This window comes from Kitasatospora sp. NPDC004669 (assembly GCF_040609455.1).
Lineage (GTDB): Bacteria > Actinomycetota > Actinomycetes > Streptomycetales > Streptomycetaceae > Kitasatospora.
On record NZ_JBEXKB010000036.1, the window covers coordinates 50,997 to 65,988 of the forward strand.

Sequence of the window (14,992 nt, forward strand, 5' to 3'; positions counted from 1 at the left end):
TCGTCGCGGTGGACGTCGGGCCGCTGTCGGGCTGCCGCAGGGCTCGTTCCGCGTTCGTTCCGGTCCCGCTCGGGGCTGCCCTGGCGGACCCCAGGCCGCCAGGGGCGGACCTTCGCGACCGGGTTCGAGCAGCTGCACGCCGTCTTCTCGGCGGGCAAGCAGCACGAGCCCAAGGAACGGCAGTCCTCGCTGATTCAGCGAAACGGCGACGAGAGCTGGGCGCCGCCGAACCGCACCGGTGTGGACCTGGCCGAGGGCACGGCAACGATCCGGCTCCCGTAAGCCCCTAGGCTGTCCGGCGCACCCGGACTCTCCCGGGGCGCCCGCGTGGGGGACACATGATCACACCGCTGCCGGACAGCCGGAACACACTGCTGGTTCGAACGGGCTTCGCCGATCAGACGGCCTGGGAAGGGTTCCTCCGCGCCCTCCGGACTCCGAGCCCGGAGGGCTTTCCGGCCTACGTGGAGGTCGTGGACGACCCCACCCACCAGGACCTCACAGCCGAACAGCTCATCGGCCTCACGCCGGACAATCGGACCTTCCTCCTCGCGGTGGACAGCACCGCCCTGGCCACGGAGGAGTACCCGCTCCTCGTCGTCCGCCGCCACGAGGAGCGGGGGCAGATGTTCCGCGTGGTCGCCACCGAGCTCCACTCGGTCGAGAACAACCTCTCGATCGCGAACATGGACTTCGCGGAATTCGCCGACAAGGTCGACGAGGACGGTGTCTTCCGGGGGTTCTGACGTGGCTTCGGGGTCAGCGCCCGACGGCAGGTCCCCGGCCTGACCCCGCGCCCAGGCACCCCGGCGCTCCCCCGCGCCCCGCCGTGCGCGCCCGCCCGGCACGCCCAGCGATCACGACATGGACTGACGCTTCGTCAGTCACCGAATTCATTGGACAGTTCCCCTGCGGTCGACAGACTGATCCCTTGACTTCCTCCCCTTCGCGAGCGAGGGGGAGGTTCCCCTCAGCCTCGCGGCTGAACCGCTGCGCGGGAGTTTCGTTTCCTCCCCCGACTGAAGCCGGGGGTATTCACGAAAGGACCCTGATGACCGTGAAAGACGACAAGAACGACCTCCGGATCTACATCCAGGACGCCCGTGACGCCCTGCTGTGGAAGCTCGACGGCCTCTCCGAGTACGACCTGCGGCGCCCGCTCACGCCCACCGGGACCAACCTGTTGGGGCTGGTCAAGCACGTCACCGGGGCCGAAGCGCTGTACTTCGGCGCCACCTTCGGGCGGCCCTTCCCCGAGCCGACCCCGCTGTGGATCGTCGGCGACGTCGAACCCAACGGCGACCTGTGGGCCCGGGCGGACGAGAGCACCGAGGAGATCGTCGGGCGCTACCGGCGGGTCTGGGCGCACTCGGACGCCACCATCGAGGAGTTGCCGCTGGACGCGGTCGGCCGGGTGCCGTTCGGCAACCGCTACCAGCAGACCCTGCACCGGGTGCTCGTCCACATGATCGCCGAGACCCACCGCCACGTCGGCCACGCCGACCTGGTCCGCGAACTCATCGACGGCGCCACCGGCCAGCGCTCGGACGGCGTCAACACCGCTCCGGGCGACGAGGGTTGGTGGCAGTCCCACCACGACCGCGTGGAGCGGGCCGCCCGGGCGGCCGGCGGGCTCGCCTGACCGGCGGGTTACGGTGCCCGGATGGAACCGAACGAGCCGGAGTGGGTCGATCCCCTGATCGGGCCGCTGGTGCTGGTCCCCGAGGCGGCGCCGGACGCGCGGACCGGGGGGTGCGGGCGCGGACCACGGCCGGGCCGTCGAGGTCGACGGGTACCTGGGGCTCCTGGACGTCGGCGGGGCGCAGGTGCTGGTGCTGGTTCCCGGCGAGGCGTCGATGCCACCGCGCCGCGGGCGCTGCAACTCGCCGAGTGGGAGGATGAGTTGGACTGGGAGGTGACGGGCAGAGCGGCCCATCCGTTCGACGCCCACTGGACGGCCGAGGAGTCCGCCGCCGGAGGTCGGCTGCGCTTCGACCTGCCTGCCGGGCGTCACCTGGTCCGGGCCGCCTTCGTGGAGCCGGCTCCGGAGACCACGCTCGTCCTGGTCCGGCTGTTCGAGCGTGCCGACGTCGGTCGCCGTCCGTGAGCGGGTTCGCGGGGTGGTCGGCATGACGTGGGCGGAGCAGGGCGCGAGGACGGCCGTCCGGTGTACGGATTGCGGAGGCACTGCCGTCCGGAGCGTCGGGCAGTTCCTGCACGGCGGGCGGGAGTTGCGGTGGGACGCCGAGCGCCGCTGTCCGTCCTGCGGCGCCGCCTCGCGTGAGCACGCGGGCCCGGAGGCGGCGCCTGCGGACGTCCGCGAGGCGCTGCTGACCGCCCACGGTCCGGCCCGGCTGCGGCTCGCGGAGCCACTCGACGACCCGGTGGCCGCGCTGCGGGTGCTGCGGGAGGGAGTTCCGCTTACGAAGGCGCGAGAATTGCTCGCGGAGCTGCGGGAGTCCGGGCTGAGCGGGACGGCCGTCGAGATGGCGTACTGGCAGGTGCGGCTGGGCGAGCGGGGCGTCGCGACGGAGGTCGAGGAGGGCTTCGGGCGGGCGTACCGGTACGTGGGGCCGCCGGAGCTGCGGGAGTTGACGTCGGGCGGCGGCCCTGATGGTCGACGGGTGCGGACGGCTGGCGAGTTCGCCGCCTGGGCGGGCGAGCGGACGGCGGCGGAATGGGCGGAGCCGTTCACCTTCGTGGTCGACCTGGCCGGAGCGCTGCGGCTCGCCCCGCGCCGCAGTGAGCATGTGGCCTGCGCGGGCGGGGAGTTGGTGCTCGGAGCCGGGGAGGTCGGGTTCCGGCGCTCGGGCGGCGACGGTCGGGGGGCTCGGGAGGCCCGGGAGGCTCGGGAAGCTCGGGAGGTGGAGACGGTCAGCAACCTGTCCACCGGCTACTGCCCGGACGTCCGCTCCTGGACCGCCGTCGCCGCGGCCCTCGACCGGGTCGGACTGCCGCACCCGGGCGGCTTCACCCACGCGGTGGTGTTCCGGCGCTGCCCGGAGTGCGGGCGCTGCGGGATCGTGCGGGAGGAGCACTACGTGTGCGTGTTCTGCGATGCGGATCTGCCGGGGCACTGGAACGTCGACGAGGTGCCGCTGCCGTAGGACGCACCGCCGCTTCGCCGGGCGGCACGTCACGATCCCGCCCCGACGCGCGAAACCCCCGTGGCCCTGTCGGACGGGCCCGCTAGGGTCTGGTGGGTCAGGGGGCAGAGCCGTGAAGGGTGGGGGACGTGGGGTGTGCGCGGGTGGTCGGGGTGCCGGGCGGGGTGGTCCATGACGGCAGCCGGGAGTTCCTGGTGCGGGAGGGGCTGCCGACGGCCGGGGCGTTCCTGGACTTCGGGATGCTCGACGGCGGCTCACCGAAGGCCTTCCCCGGCGGGGCGGAGCGACTGTTCGTCCTCGGGGAGACGGACTACTGCACGCCCTTCGCCGCGGTCGGCAACCTGGTGCTGTTGGACGGGACCACCGGCGAGGTGTTCCTCGGCAACGGCGGTCCGCGACGCGATCTGCTGGCCTCCGACCTGACCGCGCTGGCCGCCCTGATGCGTGAGGTGGACGCGGTGGGCGAGGCGTCCCGGCGGTCGGATTCGCTGGACGGGCGGCGCGGTCCGGCGGTGGTGGCCGAGGTGACGGCGGGGGCCGAGCGGCGGATGCGGGAGATCGACCCCGCTCTGTTCGGGCGGAGCGCCGTACCGGCGCACTGGGGAACCGCCTTGCTGGTCCGGGCGCTGGGCTGGGGCGCCCTGCCGGGCGGGCCGGACGGGCCCGCGTACGAGGTCGGCGGGGAGCTGGTGACCGAGCTCGCGGCGCTGACGGACGAGGACGGCGGGGCCGGTCTGGTGCACCGCTTCCGGCCGGAGGGGCTGCCCGCCGCCCTGGTGCACGAGCCGACCCGGCGGCTGCTGACCGAGGTCGGTCTACCGCTGGGCGGGGCGATGTTCGGGGCGTGCGAGGAACCGCTGGTGACCATGGCGGAGGCGTACCCCGAGTACTTCGACGGCGAGGAGGAGCGCCCGTACCAGCGGGACTACCTGGCTCTCGGGGACTGGCCGACCGACCTCACGATCGCCCTGGACGGCGCCACCGGCCGGCTCGAACTGCCGGACTGGTACGACGACGGCCAGCCCGAGGCCTACCTCAACCGCGACCTGTCCGCCCTGCTCTACGCGCTGTGGACGTACGAGCGGCTGCGCGCCGAGTGGGAGCGCTGGGACCACGGCCGGGGCCGGGACACCTGGGCGGTGTTCGACCCCCAGTCGCTGCTGAGCACGGTGGTGGACCGGCTGGTGGAGGCCGTCGACCCGGAGGCCTTCGCCTCGCCGGGCCGCTCGTGGCGGCTGCTCGCCGAGGACGGGCACATGGGCGGCCTGCTGGGGTGATCCGGGCCGGGGGCGTGCTGGCCGTTCGGGCCCTTCTGAACAGGGTCGGGCCGTCGCTGAACAGGGTCGGGGCCGTCGCGCCGGTACGCTGCCTCAGTGACGAACATCCGTACAACGGCCGGGCGAAGACGGGCGATGCTCCTCGGCATCAGCGCCGCCCTCTCCTTCGCCACCGCGGGTGCGCTGTACAGCCTGCTGTACGTGCGGTCGCTGGACTACGGCGAGCGCTGCGAGCACGGCCTGGTGCAGGGCGGCGGGCGACTGCTGGAGACGGGAGCGTCCTGGCTGCCGCCGGACGCGTGGTGCCGGTTCGAGAACCGGAGCCTGTCCACTACCCCGTTCTGGGCGCTGCTGCTGTTCTACGGGCTGCTGACCCTGGTCGTCTGGTCGGTCGGCGCGCTGGTGCGCACGCTTCGTCCGCGGCCGAACCCGGGGTTGGACTGGCAGCCGGGACACGGCACTCCGCGCTGGTAGACCCGTACCCCGGTGTCGGCGCCAGTGCCGGCTCGGCTCCGGCTCCGGCTCCGGCTCCGGCTCCGGCTCCGGCTCCGAGACGGTCGGCGGGTGCGCAGCGGGGACGGGTAGACCGGCAGGAAGGCCGTCGCGAGGACGGCCCCGCCGAGCCAGAGCGTGGTGCGCGGGCCGACGAGTGGGGTGGCGCTGGTCCCGGAACTGGGCCTGGCGCAGCGGCATCCGGGCGTCACGGTGCACCGGCTGCGCGGACCGGAGCCGGTGCGGGCGCCGCATGCCGTCGTGCGGGAAGGCACCTGGGGGCAACCGGTGCTCGGGCGCTGGTCGGGGCACTGCGGACGGCGGCCGCTGCTGTGGCGTAGTCGGTGTTCGACCGTGCGGTGCAGGTCAATAGGGTGCCCCCGTGCATGCATTGCTGGTGGAAGACGATGAGCCGGTCGCCGAGTCGCTGCGGCGCGGGCTGGCGCGGTCCGGGTTCACGGTCGCCTGGGTGACCACCGGGACGGCAGCACTGGCCGAGGCCGAACCGTACGACCCGGTGCTGCTGGACCTCGGACTGCCCGACACCGGCGGGCTGGACGCGCGCCGGGCGCTGCGCCGACGCGGGGACGTGCCGATCGTCCCAGGCCGATCATCGTGATCAGCGCGCGCAGCGACGAGACGGACCGGGTGGTCGCGCTGGAGATCGACGCCGGCGACCACGTGTCAAAGCCGTTCGGCGTGCGCGAGGTGATCGCCCGGGTCCGCGCGGTGATCCGACGGGTGCAGCCCACGGGTGCAGACCAAGGAGCATCAGGCGGCCACCACGGCGGTGGTGCCGAGCACGGCGCGGGTACGGATCTCGGACTTCACCAGACCTCCTGCTGCGGGGAGTTGCGGTCGCCACCGGCGGGCTCCCATTGCGGGCGGCCTCACTTTCCGGTGCGCCCGCTCTCGCGCGCACCGGGTTGGCGCCCGTACAGCGGACAGCAAGGGCGCGGCCAAGGCTGCGCCGAATCCGATTGGAAGAAAGGGAGTACGCACCATGGACACCGGAACGGGGAACCTCTACCTGGCTTTTGCGGAGCGGGAGGCACGCGGGAACTCGGCGATCTACCAGGAACTGGCCGAACGGGTCGCGGGGGACACGGAGTTGCTCGGGCTGCTGGGGGAACTTCCGGTCCCGAAGCGGCAGCCGAACCTACTGTTCGGCGCGGTGCGGCACCTGGGCGGACCGGTGGCCGAGGGCTGGCCGACCTTCCGCGACTGGGCGGCGACGCGCTGGGCCGAAGTCTCGGCGACCATGCTGGAGCGGCGCACCCAGACCAACGAGGCGGGCCGCTGCGCCACCCTGCTGCCGCTGCTGGCCTCGCTGCCGCAGCCGCTCGCGCTGATCGAGGTGGGCGCCTCGGCCGGGCTCTGTCTGTACCCGGACCGGTACCGGTACCGGTACCGGTATGTGTCCGAGGGTGAATCCGGCGCCGCGGTGGAGGAGTTCGGCGCCGATGGGAGCCCGGTGACGCTGGAGTGCGCGGTGAGCGGACCGGTGCCGATGGTCGACTTCCTGCGGGAGCGGCTGCCCGAGGTGGTGTGGCGGGCCGGGATCGACCTCAACCCGCTGGACGTCCGCGCCGAGGAGGACATGCGCTGGCTGGAGTCGCTGGTCTGGCCGGAGCAGACCCACCGGCTGGAGCGGCTGCGCGGTGCCGTCCAGGTCGCCCGGACCGAACCGCCGCTACTGACGCGCGGCGATCTCAACGCGACCGTACGGGAGTTGGTGGCACAGGCTCCGGCGGGGGCGACGCCGGTGGTGTTCCACAGCGCGGTGCTCGCCTACCTGCCGCCGGAGGCCCGGGAGGAGTTCGCGGCGACGATGCGCGAGCTGCCAGGGCACTGGATCTCCAACGAGGCGATCGCCGTGCTGCCGACCGTGGCGGAGCGGCTCCCCGCCCAGGCCCCGGCCCGGTCCGGGCTGTTCGCGCTCGCCCTGGACGAGCAGCCGGTGGCCTACACCGGGCCGCACGGGCAGTCGCTGGACTGGTTCACCGGCGTGTGAGCCGTTCAGCTGCTCGAACCGTTCGGCCGTACGAACCGTTCAGCCGTTCAGCCGTTCAGCCGTGCGAGCTGTTCAGCGCCGAGGGTTTGAACATGCGGGCTTGAAGCTGCCGCAGCGGCAGCTTCTACCGTCATGACCAGGGCCGGAAGGAACCGGTCCTGGTCCAAGCGACGTGGGAGAGGAGACGGCCATGGCCTGGCCCATCGCGGAGGTCGCCCGGATGTCCGGGGTGACCGCCCGAACCCTGCGGCACTACGACGAGATCGGGCTGCTACCCCCGGCCTGGATCGGCTCCAACGGCCACCGCTACTACGAGGAGCGGCAGTTGCTGCAGCTGCAGCAGATCCTCGTGCTACGGGCACTGGGCGTGGGGCTGACCGAGATCGCCCGGATCCTGGGCGACCAGGTGGACGAGTTGGAGGCCCTGCGGGGCCATCACCGCCGACTGGTCACCGAACGCGACCGGCTCGACTCCCTGGCCGCCACCGTCTCTCGCACGATCGCCGACCTGGAACGCTCCCGGAAGGACGGCACGCCCATGACCAGCATCAACCGACCCGAGAACCTGTTCGAGGGCATCCAGCCCGCCGACGTCGACGTCAGCCTGCGCGACTTCCCCGAGCACGCCGAGGCGGCCCGGCAGGCGACCGCCGCGATGACCCCGGCCGAGGTCGAGGCCGGCCAGCGCGAGCGAACCGCACGGATGGTCCGTCTGGCGGAGCTGATGGCGAGTGGGCACCCGGCCGACTCCGAGCCCGCGCAGCGCATGATCGACGAGGAGTACCAGCTGCTCAGCGGGATCCGGGCGGTCCCGGTGGAGGAGTACCTCGCGATCGCGCGTTCCTGCACGGAGAACGAGATGTGGAGCGCCGCGTACGAGGCCATCACCCCGGGGCTGGCCGCCTACCAGCGGGCCGCCATGGAGGCGTACGCGGCGGCGCGGCTCTCCTGAGGCGGGTGGGGAGGGACGTGGGTGGTCTGCCCGTCCGGGCCGACCGCCCGCGCCCCTCCCCCGCCGTCACTCCGTCCGCAGCGCCGTGACCGTCCGGGTGCGGGCCGCCCAGGTCGCGGGCAGGAGGGCGCCGAGCAGCGCCAGCACCAGGCCCCCGAGCATCAGCGGCCCCACCACCGACGGGGCGAACACGGTGAGGTCCGCGTCCGGCACCCCGATCCCGGCGGCGCGGGCCATCGCGGGCATCACCTGGTGGTGCACCAGGATCCCGACCGGGACCCCGATCAACCCGGCCACCAGCCCGCTGCCGCAGACCGAGGTGAGCACCATCCCGACAGTCTGCCGGGGAGACATCCCGAGCGCCTTGAGAACCCCGAGGTCGTGCACCCGCTCCCGGGTGTCCAGCAGCACCGTGTTGAGCACCCCGAGCCCTGCCACCACGGAGAGCAGCAGTGTGAGCGTGCCCGCCAGGGTGTTCATCGCCAGCACCACGATGTTGATGTGCTCCCCGCCGGGGTCGGCGCTCAGCCCCAGTGGCTTCACGGCCTGGTCCAGCCCGTCGGCGTAGGCCGTCGTGTCGGTGCCCGGGGTGAGGTCGATGTGGAACGAGATCGCCTCGGCGTGGACCGCGCCGCCGAGCGGCGCCAGCGCGGCCCGGTCCAGGAACACCAGGTCGCTGGTGGTCAGCACCTCGCCGGTGATCTTCGCCGGGGTGCTGTGCCCCTGGTCGGTGAGGGTGACGGTGTCACCGACCTTCGCTTGGTCGGCGCGCAGGAAGGCGGCGCTGACCACGACCTCGCCGGGGCCGTGGAACCAGCGGCCGGAGACCAGTTGGAAGCCGCTCCAGGAAGCGTCACCGGTGAACGCGACCACCTGGGAGCGCCCGGTGTTCCCGGCCACGGTGACCGGGGTCGGCACACTGCTGTACCAGGCCCGGGTGCCGGAGCGGGACTCGATCGCCTTCACCACGGCCGTCTCGTCCACATGGTCTACGGGCTCCGGGGTGCCCTCGATCGGGGGCTGGACCAGCACCTTGCCCGCGCGGTCGGCCGTCAGGCCGTCCTGGAGGGAACCGAGCGACAGGGTCAGGCCGACGCAGAGGGTGACCCCGACCGTGCCAAGCACCACCGCGGCGGCGGTGGTCGCCGAGCGGCCCGGCCGGTTGAGCGGCGAGGCCATCCCAAGGCTGAGCGCACGCGGCACCGGCAGTCGGCCGATCAGGTTCTGCGCCCGGGACAGCAGGCCGGCCGCTCCGGCCCGGTCGGTCGTGCCACCGGCGGCCGCCCGCTTGGCGCCCGGCGCCGTCCGGCCCACCGCGAGCGCTTCCACCGTGCGCAGCCGCCCGGCGCGCAGCGCCGGCACCAACGCGGTGCCCGTCACGGCGGCCAGGGCCACCACCGGGACCACGACGTCCACCCAGAGCGGGATGCCGAGCAGGCCTCCGTGCAGGGCCTTGTGGGCCATCCCGAGGACCGGTACGGAGAGCAGGTTGCCGCCGAACACGCCGAGCGCCGTACCGACCCCGGCGGGGATCAGCGCCTGGCCGACGTAGGCGCGCGCCACCTGGACCGGGGTGAAGCCCAGGGACTTGAGGATGCCGATCCGGCGGGTGGCGGCGCTCACGGCGCCGCTGACCACGACACCGATGATCAGCACCGACATGGCCAGGCCGAGCACTCCGAAGGCCGTGACGAACGGGACGAAGGTCGAGGCCGTCCGATTGGCCTCCTCCCGGGTGGGCCGGTAGGAGGTGGCCCTGGCGAGCGCTCCGCTCGGCACCGCGGCGGCCAGCGCAGCGTGGCCGGCCTCCACCTCGGCGTCACTGTCGGCGTGGGCGAAGCGGTAGAGGTACTGGGCGGCGGGGGTCGTGCCGGGCGCGGTCAGCCCGGCCACCTGCTCGGGGGCGACCCAGCCGTCCGCGCTCCAGGAGACCGAGGAGGCCAGGCCGACGACCTTGAGCGTCGGGTGCCCGGGCAGGTCCGGGAACTGCATGCTGTCGCCGACGGCCAGCGGGGAGTGCCCGTCCAGGAAGACCACCTCGCCGGGGCCCGCGACCCAGCGACCCATGGTGAGCCGCAGGCCGTCCATGGGGCCGTCCTGGGCGCGGCCGACCAGCGTCATCGGCGGCAGCAGGCTTCCACCCGGCGGGATCTTCGTGGCCGGACCGGAGCGCGGCTGGACGGTGACCGCCTGGTAGGGGCCGGCCGAAGCCGTCACGCCGGGCGCGTGGGCGGCCGCGGCGAGCTGGGCGGGGCTCGCCTTGGTCTGGTCGTACAGCACGTTGAGGTGCGCGCCGTGCTGGTCTGCGAAGGAGCGCTGGTACGGGCCCTGGGCGGCGACCAGCAACTCGACCGCGAGGATGCACGCCGTCACGGACATCATCGTGGTGAGCACCATGACCAGGGTCTGTACCCGCTTGCGGCCGACCCCGGCCCGGACCACCTTGCCGAGGGCGCTCATGCCCCCACCTCGCTTCGCTCGGCAGGGGCATTCACCCACGCGCACCTTCCACCGATTCGCTCGCTGCGCTCGCTCATGCACCCACCTCGCTTCGCTCGGCAAGGGCATCCACCCACGCGCACCTTCCACCGGATCGCTCGCTGCGCTCGCTCATCGCATCCCACCCGGGGTCGGGACGGCCGCCGTGTCCCGGACCAGCCGGCCGTCGAGCAGTTCGATCGTGCGGTCGGCGCAGGCCTCGGCGAGTGCGGTGTCATGGGTGACCAGCAGGATCGTCTGGCCCTCCGCGTTGAGCCCGCGCAGCAGGTCGCGGACGTCGGCGGCCGAGGCGGTGTCCAGCGCGCCGGTCGGCTCGTCCGCCAGCAGCAGCGGCGGGCGGTTCATCAGTGCCCGGGCCACCGCGACGCGCTGACGCTCGCCGCCGGAGAGCCGGCCGGGGAAGGCCTTGGCGTGCCGGGCCACACCGAGCCGTTCCAACAGCTCCCCGGCCCGGGCCCGGGCCTGCTCCCGCCGCATCCCGGCCAGCTGGGCCGGGAGCAGCACGTTGTCCTCCACGTTCAGGTCGTCCAGCAGGTTGAAGAACTGGAACACCATGCCGATCCGCGTCCGCCGGTACTCGGCCAGCGCGGCCTCGCCGAGCCGGTGGACGTCCACGCCGTCCACCTCGACCGCGCCCTCGCTCGGGCGGTCGAGGCCGGCGATCAGGTTCAGCAGGGTGGACTTGCCGCTGCCCGAGCGGCCGAGCACAGCCAGCGTCTCGCCGGCCCGTACCTCCAGGTCGAGCCCGGCCAGCGCGGGGCGGGCGGCGTCGGTTCGGTCGTACGTCTTGCTGACGCCGCGGATCCGGATGATCGGCGCGTTCACGGGCCCTCCACCGTTCGGGGTCCGGCACCGGGAGACCCCGGGCCGGCTGACGGGAGACGACGCTACGGATCGGCGGCGGGGTGCAGACAGCCGTCTAAACGGCCTCTCGGAGGTGTATCCAGATACACCTCGAACTGGGTGTTCAGACCTAGGGCGCCGGGTCCGCGCGCCAGGCAGACTGAGCCCTCGAAAGATCGGGACCGCGGGCCTGTGGGGCTTCGGAACCGCCGGCTTCGGGGCCTCTGCACAGGGGCTGCGGAACACAGAGGGGGAGTGTCATGAGGACGGGAGCGATCGGCTGGGTGGCCCGGCAACTGGGCCGGGCCTGCGTGGACGGCGTACGCGCCTGGTACGTGGCGACACTGGCCGTGACGGGGCTGGTCTCGCTGCTGGCCGGGCCGATCGTGCTGGCCGCCGCCCTGTTCGGCCCGGACGAGTCCCGGCCGTTCTCCCCCGGCGGGCCGCTGATCCTGCTCGTGCCGATGGCGCCGGTCGCCCTCTGGGCGCTCTGCTGGGCCACCGGGGGTGGCGGCCGGGCGGTCGGGGCCGCACTGTTCGCCCCGGGCGCGCTCGCGGTGATGGCGACCCATCTGTACGGCGGCGCCGCGCCCGGCGACCGGTCCGTCTCGCTCTGGCTGGCGCCCTCGCTGGTGGTGCTCGGGCTGTTCGGCGCGCGCTGGGCCGCCACCGAGAGCCGACGCGTCGTCGAGCGGTGGAGCGGGCGACCGGTCCCGGTGCCGTACCGCCGCCCGGCCGGGGAGGCCGGCCCCTGGCGGCGGCTGCGGTTCGGCGGCTGGCTGACCGACCCGGCGACCTGGCGGGACCTCGCCTGGGCGCTCCTCACCGGCCTCGCCGTGCTGTTCACCGCCGCAATCGTGCTGCTGACCCCGGTCGCCCTGGAGGTCTTCGGCCGGAACGGGCCGTTCTTCCCGCTGTTCATCGTCTACGGCATGGGCGTCTGGATGTTCCCGTTCGCCGTCCTGTGGGCCGCCCCGCCCGTCCTGCGGATTCACGAGAAGTCCGCCCGGGCACTGCTCGGGCCGTCCCGGCGAACCGAACTCGCCCGCCAGGTCAGTCACCTGGCCCGGACCAGGGCGGACACCATCGACGCCGGCGCCGCCGAGCTGCGCCGGATCGAGCGGGACCTGCACGACGGGGCGCAGGCCCGGCTGGTGGCCCTGGGCATGCTGCTGACCGTCGCCGAGCAGCTGAAGCACGACCCGGAAGCCCTCGGGCCGCTGCTGGCCGAGGCCCGGACGTCCTCGGTGAAGGCGCTGAGCGAGCTGCGAGACCTGGTCCGGGGCATCCACCCGCCGGTGCTGGCCGACCGCGGCCTGGCCGACGCGGTGCAGGCGACCGCGCTGGACCTGCCGCTGCCGGTCACCTTCACCGGCAGCCTGCCTGGCCGGGCCCCGGCCCCGGTGGAGTCGGCCGCCTACTTCGCGGTGAGCGAGCTGCTGGCCAACACGGTGAAACACGCCGGGGCCTCGCACGTGTGGATCGAGATAGGGCACAGTGACGGGCTGCTGCGGATATCGGTAGCCGACGACGGGCGCGGTGGCGCCGACCCGTCCCGGGGAACCGGCCTCAGCGGAACCGAACGCCGACTGGCCGCCTTCGACGGGGTGCTCGCGATCAGCAGCCCGTCCGGTGGTCCGACCATCGTGAACATGGAGATCCCGTGCGCGTTGTCATCGCCGAAGACCTCTTCCTCCTCCGGGACGGGCTGACCCGGCTGCTGGAGGCCAACGGCATGAAGGTCACCGCGGCGGTTGAGAACGGCGAACAGCTGCTCGCCGCGGTGGCCGCCGACCGGCCCGACATCGCCGTGGTCGACGTGCGACTGCCGCCGAGCTTCACCGACGAGGGGCTGCGCGCGGCCCTGGCGGCCCGTCAGGCCCACCCGGGTCTGCCCGTGTTGGTGCTGTCGCAGTTCGTGGAGCAGCTGTACGCCCGCGAGCTGCTGGCCGGCAGCACGGGCGGGATCGGCTACCTGCTCAAGGACCGCGTGCTGGACGGTGCCCAGTTCATCGACGCCGTCCGGCGGGTCGCTCAGGGCGGTACCGCGATGGACCCGGAGGTGATCACCCGGCTGCTCACCCACAACTCCTCGGCCGGTCCGGTCTCCACCCTCTCCCCGCGCGAGCGGCAGGTGCTGGCGCTGATGGCCGAGGGCCGGTCCAACACGGCGATCGCCCAACAGCTGGTGATCACTGAGCGGGCGATCGCCAAGCACACCGCGTCGATCTTCGTCCGGCTCGGCCTCCAGCCCTCGGACGACGACAACCGCCGCGTCCTGGCCGTCCTGGCCTACCTCAACAACGCCTGAAAACCCCCGACACCCCCGGAAGGGAGCCGCCGATCAGAGCGGCGGCCCGTGTTGAAAGGCCGCGCCTTGAAAGACCCGCGCCTTGAAAGACCCGCGCCTTGAAAGACCCGCAACTTGAAAGATCACGGACAAGTGATGGGCGGCCCTCCGCCGTAGGGGGCTCGCCCACCCTGGAAGCGGTCATTTACCCTGATGGGGTGCTCATCCTTGTTCGCCGCCGCCACGTGGACCTGCTCCGCGTGACGAGCATGTCCTGTCGACGCTCCGGCTGAACCTCGCGCCACCCACCCTCAACGGCGGCCCCCAGCGGCCGCCACCACCTCCCGGCTCCCGGAGCACCCCGCCGCACCAGGCGCAGCTCCGGCCCTTCCCGGTCGACCACCGGGACCGACCGGGACGAGACCCAGCGGATGTCACACATGACGCAGCAGCACACGCCCATATCCGGAACCGGCTCCACCGAGGCGCTCCCCGAAGCCCTCCCGGTGATCGACCTCTCGCTCGCCGACGGCAGCCCGGAGGACCGCCTCCGCCTGCACGACGACCTGCGCGCCGCGGCCACCGGCGTCGGTTTCTTCCAGCTCGTCGGCCACGGCGTCACCCCGGAGGAGACGGCCGCGCTCACCGCCGCCATGCGCGCCTTCTTCGCCCTCCCCGAGGCCGACCGGCTCGCCGTGAGCAACCTCAACTCCCCGCACTACCGCGGCTACACCCGCACCGGCGACGAGCGCACCGGCGGCAGCCAGGACTGGCGCGACCAGCTGGACATCGGCGCCGAGCTGCCGCCGCACGTCCCCGGCGCCGGCGAGCCCGCGTACTGGTGGCTGGAGGGGCCCAACCAGTGGCCCGACGCGCTCCCCGAGCTGCGCACCGCCGCCCTCGGCTGGATCGACCACCTCGGCGGGGTCGCCCGCCGCCTGCTGCACGAGCTTCTCACCGCGATCGGCGCCCGCCCCGACTTCTACGACGACGCTTTCGCCGGCCACCCCCACCTGCGCCTCAAGCTGGTCCGCTACCCCGGCACCGCCCCGGACGGCGCCGGCCAAGGCGTCGGCGCCCACAAGGACTACGGCTTCATCACCCTGCTGTTGCAGGACACCGTCGGCGGGCTCCAGGTCGAGCGCCCGGACGGCACCTTCCTGGACATCCCCCCGCGCGACGGCGCCTTCGTCGTCAACCTCGGCGAACTGCTGGAAGTGGCCACGGACGGCTACCTCAAGGCCACCAGCCACCGCGTGATCAGCCCGCCCGGCGCCCGCGAGCGCTTCTCCGTCCCGTTCTTCTACAATCCCCGCCTCGACGCCCACATCGAGCCGCTCGACTTCCCGCTCGCCCACCACGCCCCCGGCGCCACCGAGGACCCCCACAACCCCCTCTTCGCCGACTTCGGCCTCAACGAATGGAAGGGCTACACCCGAGCCCACCCCGAAGTCACCCGCCGCCACCACGCCACCCTCACCGAACCCGCCGCCCGCTGACCCCAGGCGAACGGTCGTC

The 14,992-nt window shown here is 73.3% G+C and carries 14 protein-coding genes and 1 pseudogene; 13 read left to right on the forward strand and 2 right to left on the reverse strand.

Annotated elements, in window-relative coordinates:
* The first annotated feature begins 132 nt into the window (after positions 1 to 132).
* From ABZW30_RS27100 to ABZW30_RS27145, 10 genes and pseudogenes are all read left to right on the forward strand, one after another.
* Entirely contained in the window at positions 133 to 282 is a 150-nt protein-coding gene (locus tag ABZW30_RS27100) for a DUF6191 domain-containing protein (RefSeq protein ID WP_355673847.1), read from the forward strand.
* A 191-nt stretch (positions 283 to 473) separates the two neighbouring features.
* A complete protein-coding gene (locus tag ABZW30_RS27105; RefSeq protein WP_355673801.1) occupies positions 474 to 746 on the forward strand; it encodes a hypothetical protein in 273 nt (90 codons plus the stop codon).
* Positions 747 to 1,051: 305 nt separating this feature from the next.
* Positions 1,052 to 1,642: a DinB family protein gene (locus ABZW30_RS27110; protein WP_355673802.1), complete on the forward strand. Its 591-nt coding sequence runs from the start codon at positions 1,052 to 1,054 to the stop codon at positions 1,640 to 1,642.
* A 21-nt stretch (positions 1,643 to 1,663) separates the two neighbouring features.
* Complete coding sequence (locus tag ABZW30_RS27115) at positions 1,664 to 2,107, forward strand: Imm21 family immunity protein (RefSeq protein ID WP_355673803.1); 444 nt, start codon at positions 1,664 to 1,666, stop codon at positions 2,105 to 2,107.
* Between the two features lie 22 nt (positions 2,108 to 2,129).
* Entirely contained in the window at positions 2,130 to 3,107 is a 978-nt protein-coding gene (locus ABZW30_RS27120; RefSeq protein ID WP_355673804.1) for a hypothetical protein, read from the forward strand.
* Positions 3,108 to 3,235: 128 nt separating this feature from the next.
* A complete protein-coding gene (locus tag ABZW30_RS27125) occupies positions 3,236 to 4,384 on the forward strand; it encodes an SUKH-4 family immunity protein (RefSeq protein ID WP_355673805.1) in 1,149 nt (382 codons plus the stop codon).
* A gap of 96 nt (positions 4,385 to 4,480) precedes the next feature.
* Entirely contained in the window at positions 4,481 to 4,858 is a 378-nt protein-coding gene (locus ABZW30_RS27130) for a hypothetical protein (protein WP_355673806.1), read from the forward strand.
* Positions 4,859 to 5,258: 400 nt separating this feature from the next.
* Positions 5,259 to 5,626 (forward strand): annotated as a pseudogene (locus ABZW30_RS27135) (response regulator); the annotation flags it as partial.
* 253 nt (positions 5,627 to 5,879) lie between these two features.
* A complete protein-coding gene (locus ABZW30_RS27140; protein WP_355673807.1) occupies positions 5,880 to 6,890 on the forward strand; it encodes a DUF2332 domain-containing protein in 1,011 nt (336 codons plus the stop codon).
* Positions 6,891 to 7,080: 190 nt separating this feature from the next.
* Positions 7,081 to 7,842: a MerR family transcriptional regulator gene (locus tag ABZW30_RS27145; RefSeq protein ID WP_355673808.1), complete on the forward strand. Its 762-nt coding sequence runs from the start codon at positions 7,081 to 7,083 to the stop codon at positions 7,840 to 7,842.
* 66 nt (positions 7,843 to 7,908) lie between these two features.
* Here ABZW30_RS27145 and ABZW30_RS27150 read toward each other — a convergent pair whose 3' ends face one another.
* Complete coding sequence (locus ABZW30_RS27150) at positions 7,909 to 10,302, reverse strand: FtsX-like permease family protein (protein WP_355673809.1); 2,394 nt, start codon at positions 10,300 to 10,302, stop codon at positions 7,909 to 7,911.
* Between the two features lie 150 nt (positions 10,303 to 10,452).
* Positions 10,453 to 11,166, reverse strand: a complete 714-nt coding sequence (locus ABZW30_RS27155; RefSeq protein ID WP_355673810.1) for an ABC transporter ATP-binding protein — start codon at positions 11,164 to 11,166, stop codon at positions 10,453 to 10,455.
* A gap of 278 nt (positions 11,167 to 11,444) precedes the next feature.
* Between ABZW30_RS27155 and ABZW30_RS27160 the strand changes: the two genes are divergently transcribed.
* The 3 genes from ABZW30_RS27160 to ABZW30_RS27170 all read left to right on the forward strand — a co-directional run bounded on the left by ABZW30_RS27160 (position 11,445) and on the right by ABZW30_RS27170 (position 14,973).
* Positions 11,445 to 12,896 (forward strand): histidine kinase, encoded by a 1,452-nt coding sequence (locus ABZW30_RS27160; RefSeq protein WP_355673811.1) that lies wholly within the window; start codon positions 11,445 to 11,447, stop codon positions 12,894 to 12,896.
* Complete coding sequence (locus tag ABZW30_RS27165) at positions 12,848 to 13,495, forward strand: response regulator transcription factor (protein WP_355673812.1); 648 nt, start codon at positions 12,848 to 12,850, stop codon at positions 13,493 to 13,495. Before ABZW30_RS27160 ends, ABZW30_RS27165 begins: the two co-directional genes overlap by 49 nt.
* A gap of 419 nt (positions 13,496 to 13,914) precedes the next feature.
* On the forward strand, positions 13,915 to 14,973 hold the full coding sequence (locus ABZW30_RS27170; protein WP_355673813.1) for a 2-oxoglutarate and iron-dependent oxygenase domain-containing protein: 1,059 nt from the start codon (positions 13,915 to 13,917) through the stop codon (positions 14,971 to 14,973).
* Positions 14,974 to 14,992 lie beyond the last annotated feature (19 nt).

What these genes read in the sequence shown, in the direction of transcription:
- ABZW30_RS27120 (WP_355673804.1), top strand. Translation starts at nt 2,130, where the DNA reads ATGACGTGGGCGGAGCAGGGCGCGAGGACGGCCGTCCGGTGTACGGAT.
- ABZW30_RS27160 (WP_355673811.1), top strand. Translation starts at nt 11,445, where the DNA reads ATGAGGACGGGAGCGATCGGCTGGGTGGCCCGGCAACTGGGCCGGGCC.
- ABZW30_RS27145 (WP_355673808.1), top strand. Translation starts at nt 7,081, where the DNA reads ATGGCCTGGCCCATCGCGGAGGTCGCCCGGATGTCCGGGGTGACCGCC.
- ABZW30_RS27115 (WP_355673803.1), top strand. Translation starts at nt 1,664, where the DNA reads ATGGAACCGAACGAGCCGGAGTGGGTCGATCCCCTGATCGGGCCGCTG.
- ABZW30_RS27140 (WP_355673807.1), top strand. Translation starts at nt 5,880, where the DNA reads ATGGACACCGGAACGGGGAACCTCTACCTGGCTTTTGCGGAGCGGGAG.
- ABZW30_RS27110 (WP_355673802.1), top strand. Translation starts at nt 1,052, where the DNA reads ATGACCGTGAAAGACGACAAGAACGACCTCCGGATCTACATCCAGGAC.
- ABZW30_RS27170 (WP_355673813.1), top strand. Translation starts at nt 13,915, where the DNA reads ATGACGCAGCAGCACACGCCCATATCCGGAACCGGCTCCACCGAGGCG.
- ABZW30_RS27150 (WP_355673809.1), bottom strand. Translation starts at nt 10,302, where the DNA reads ATGAGCGCCCTCGGCAAGGTGGTCCGGGCCGGGGTCGGCCGCAAGCGG.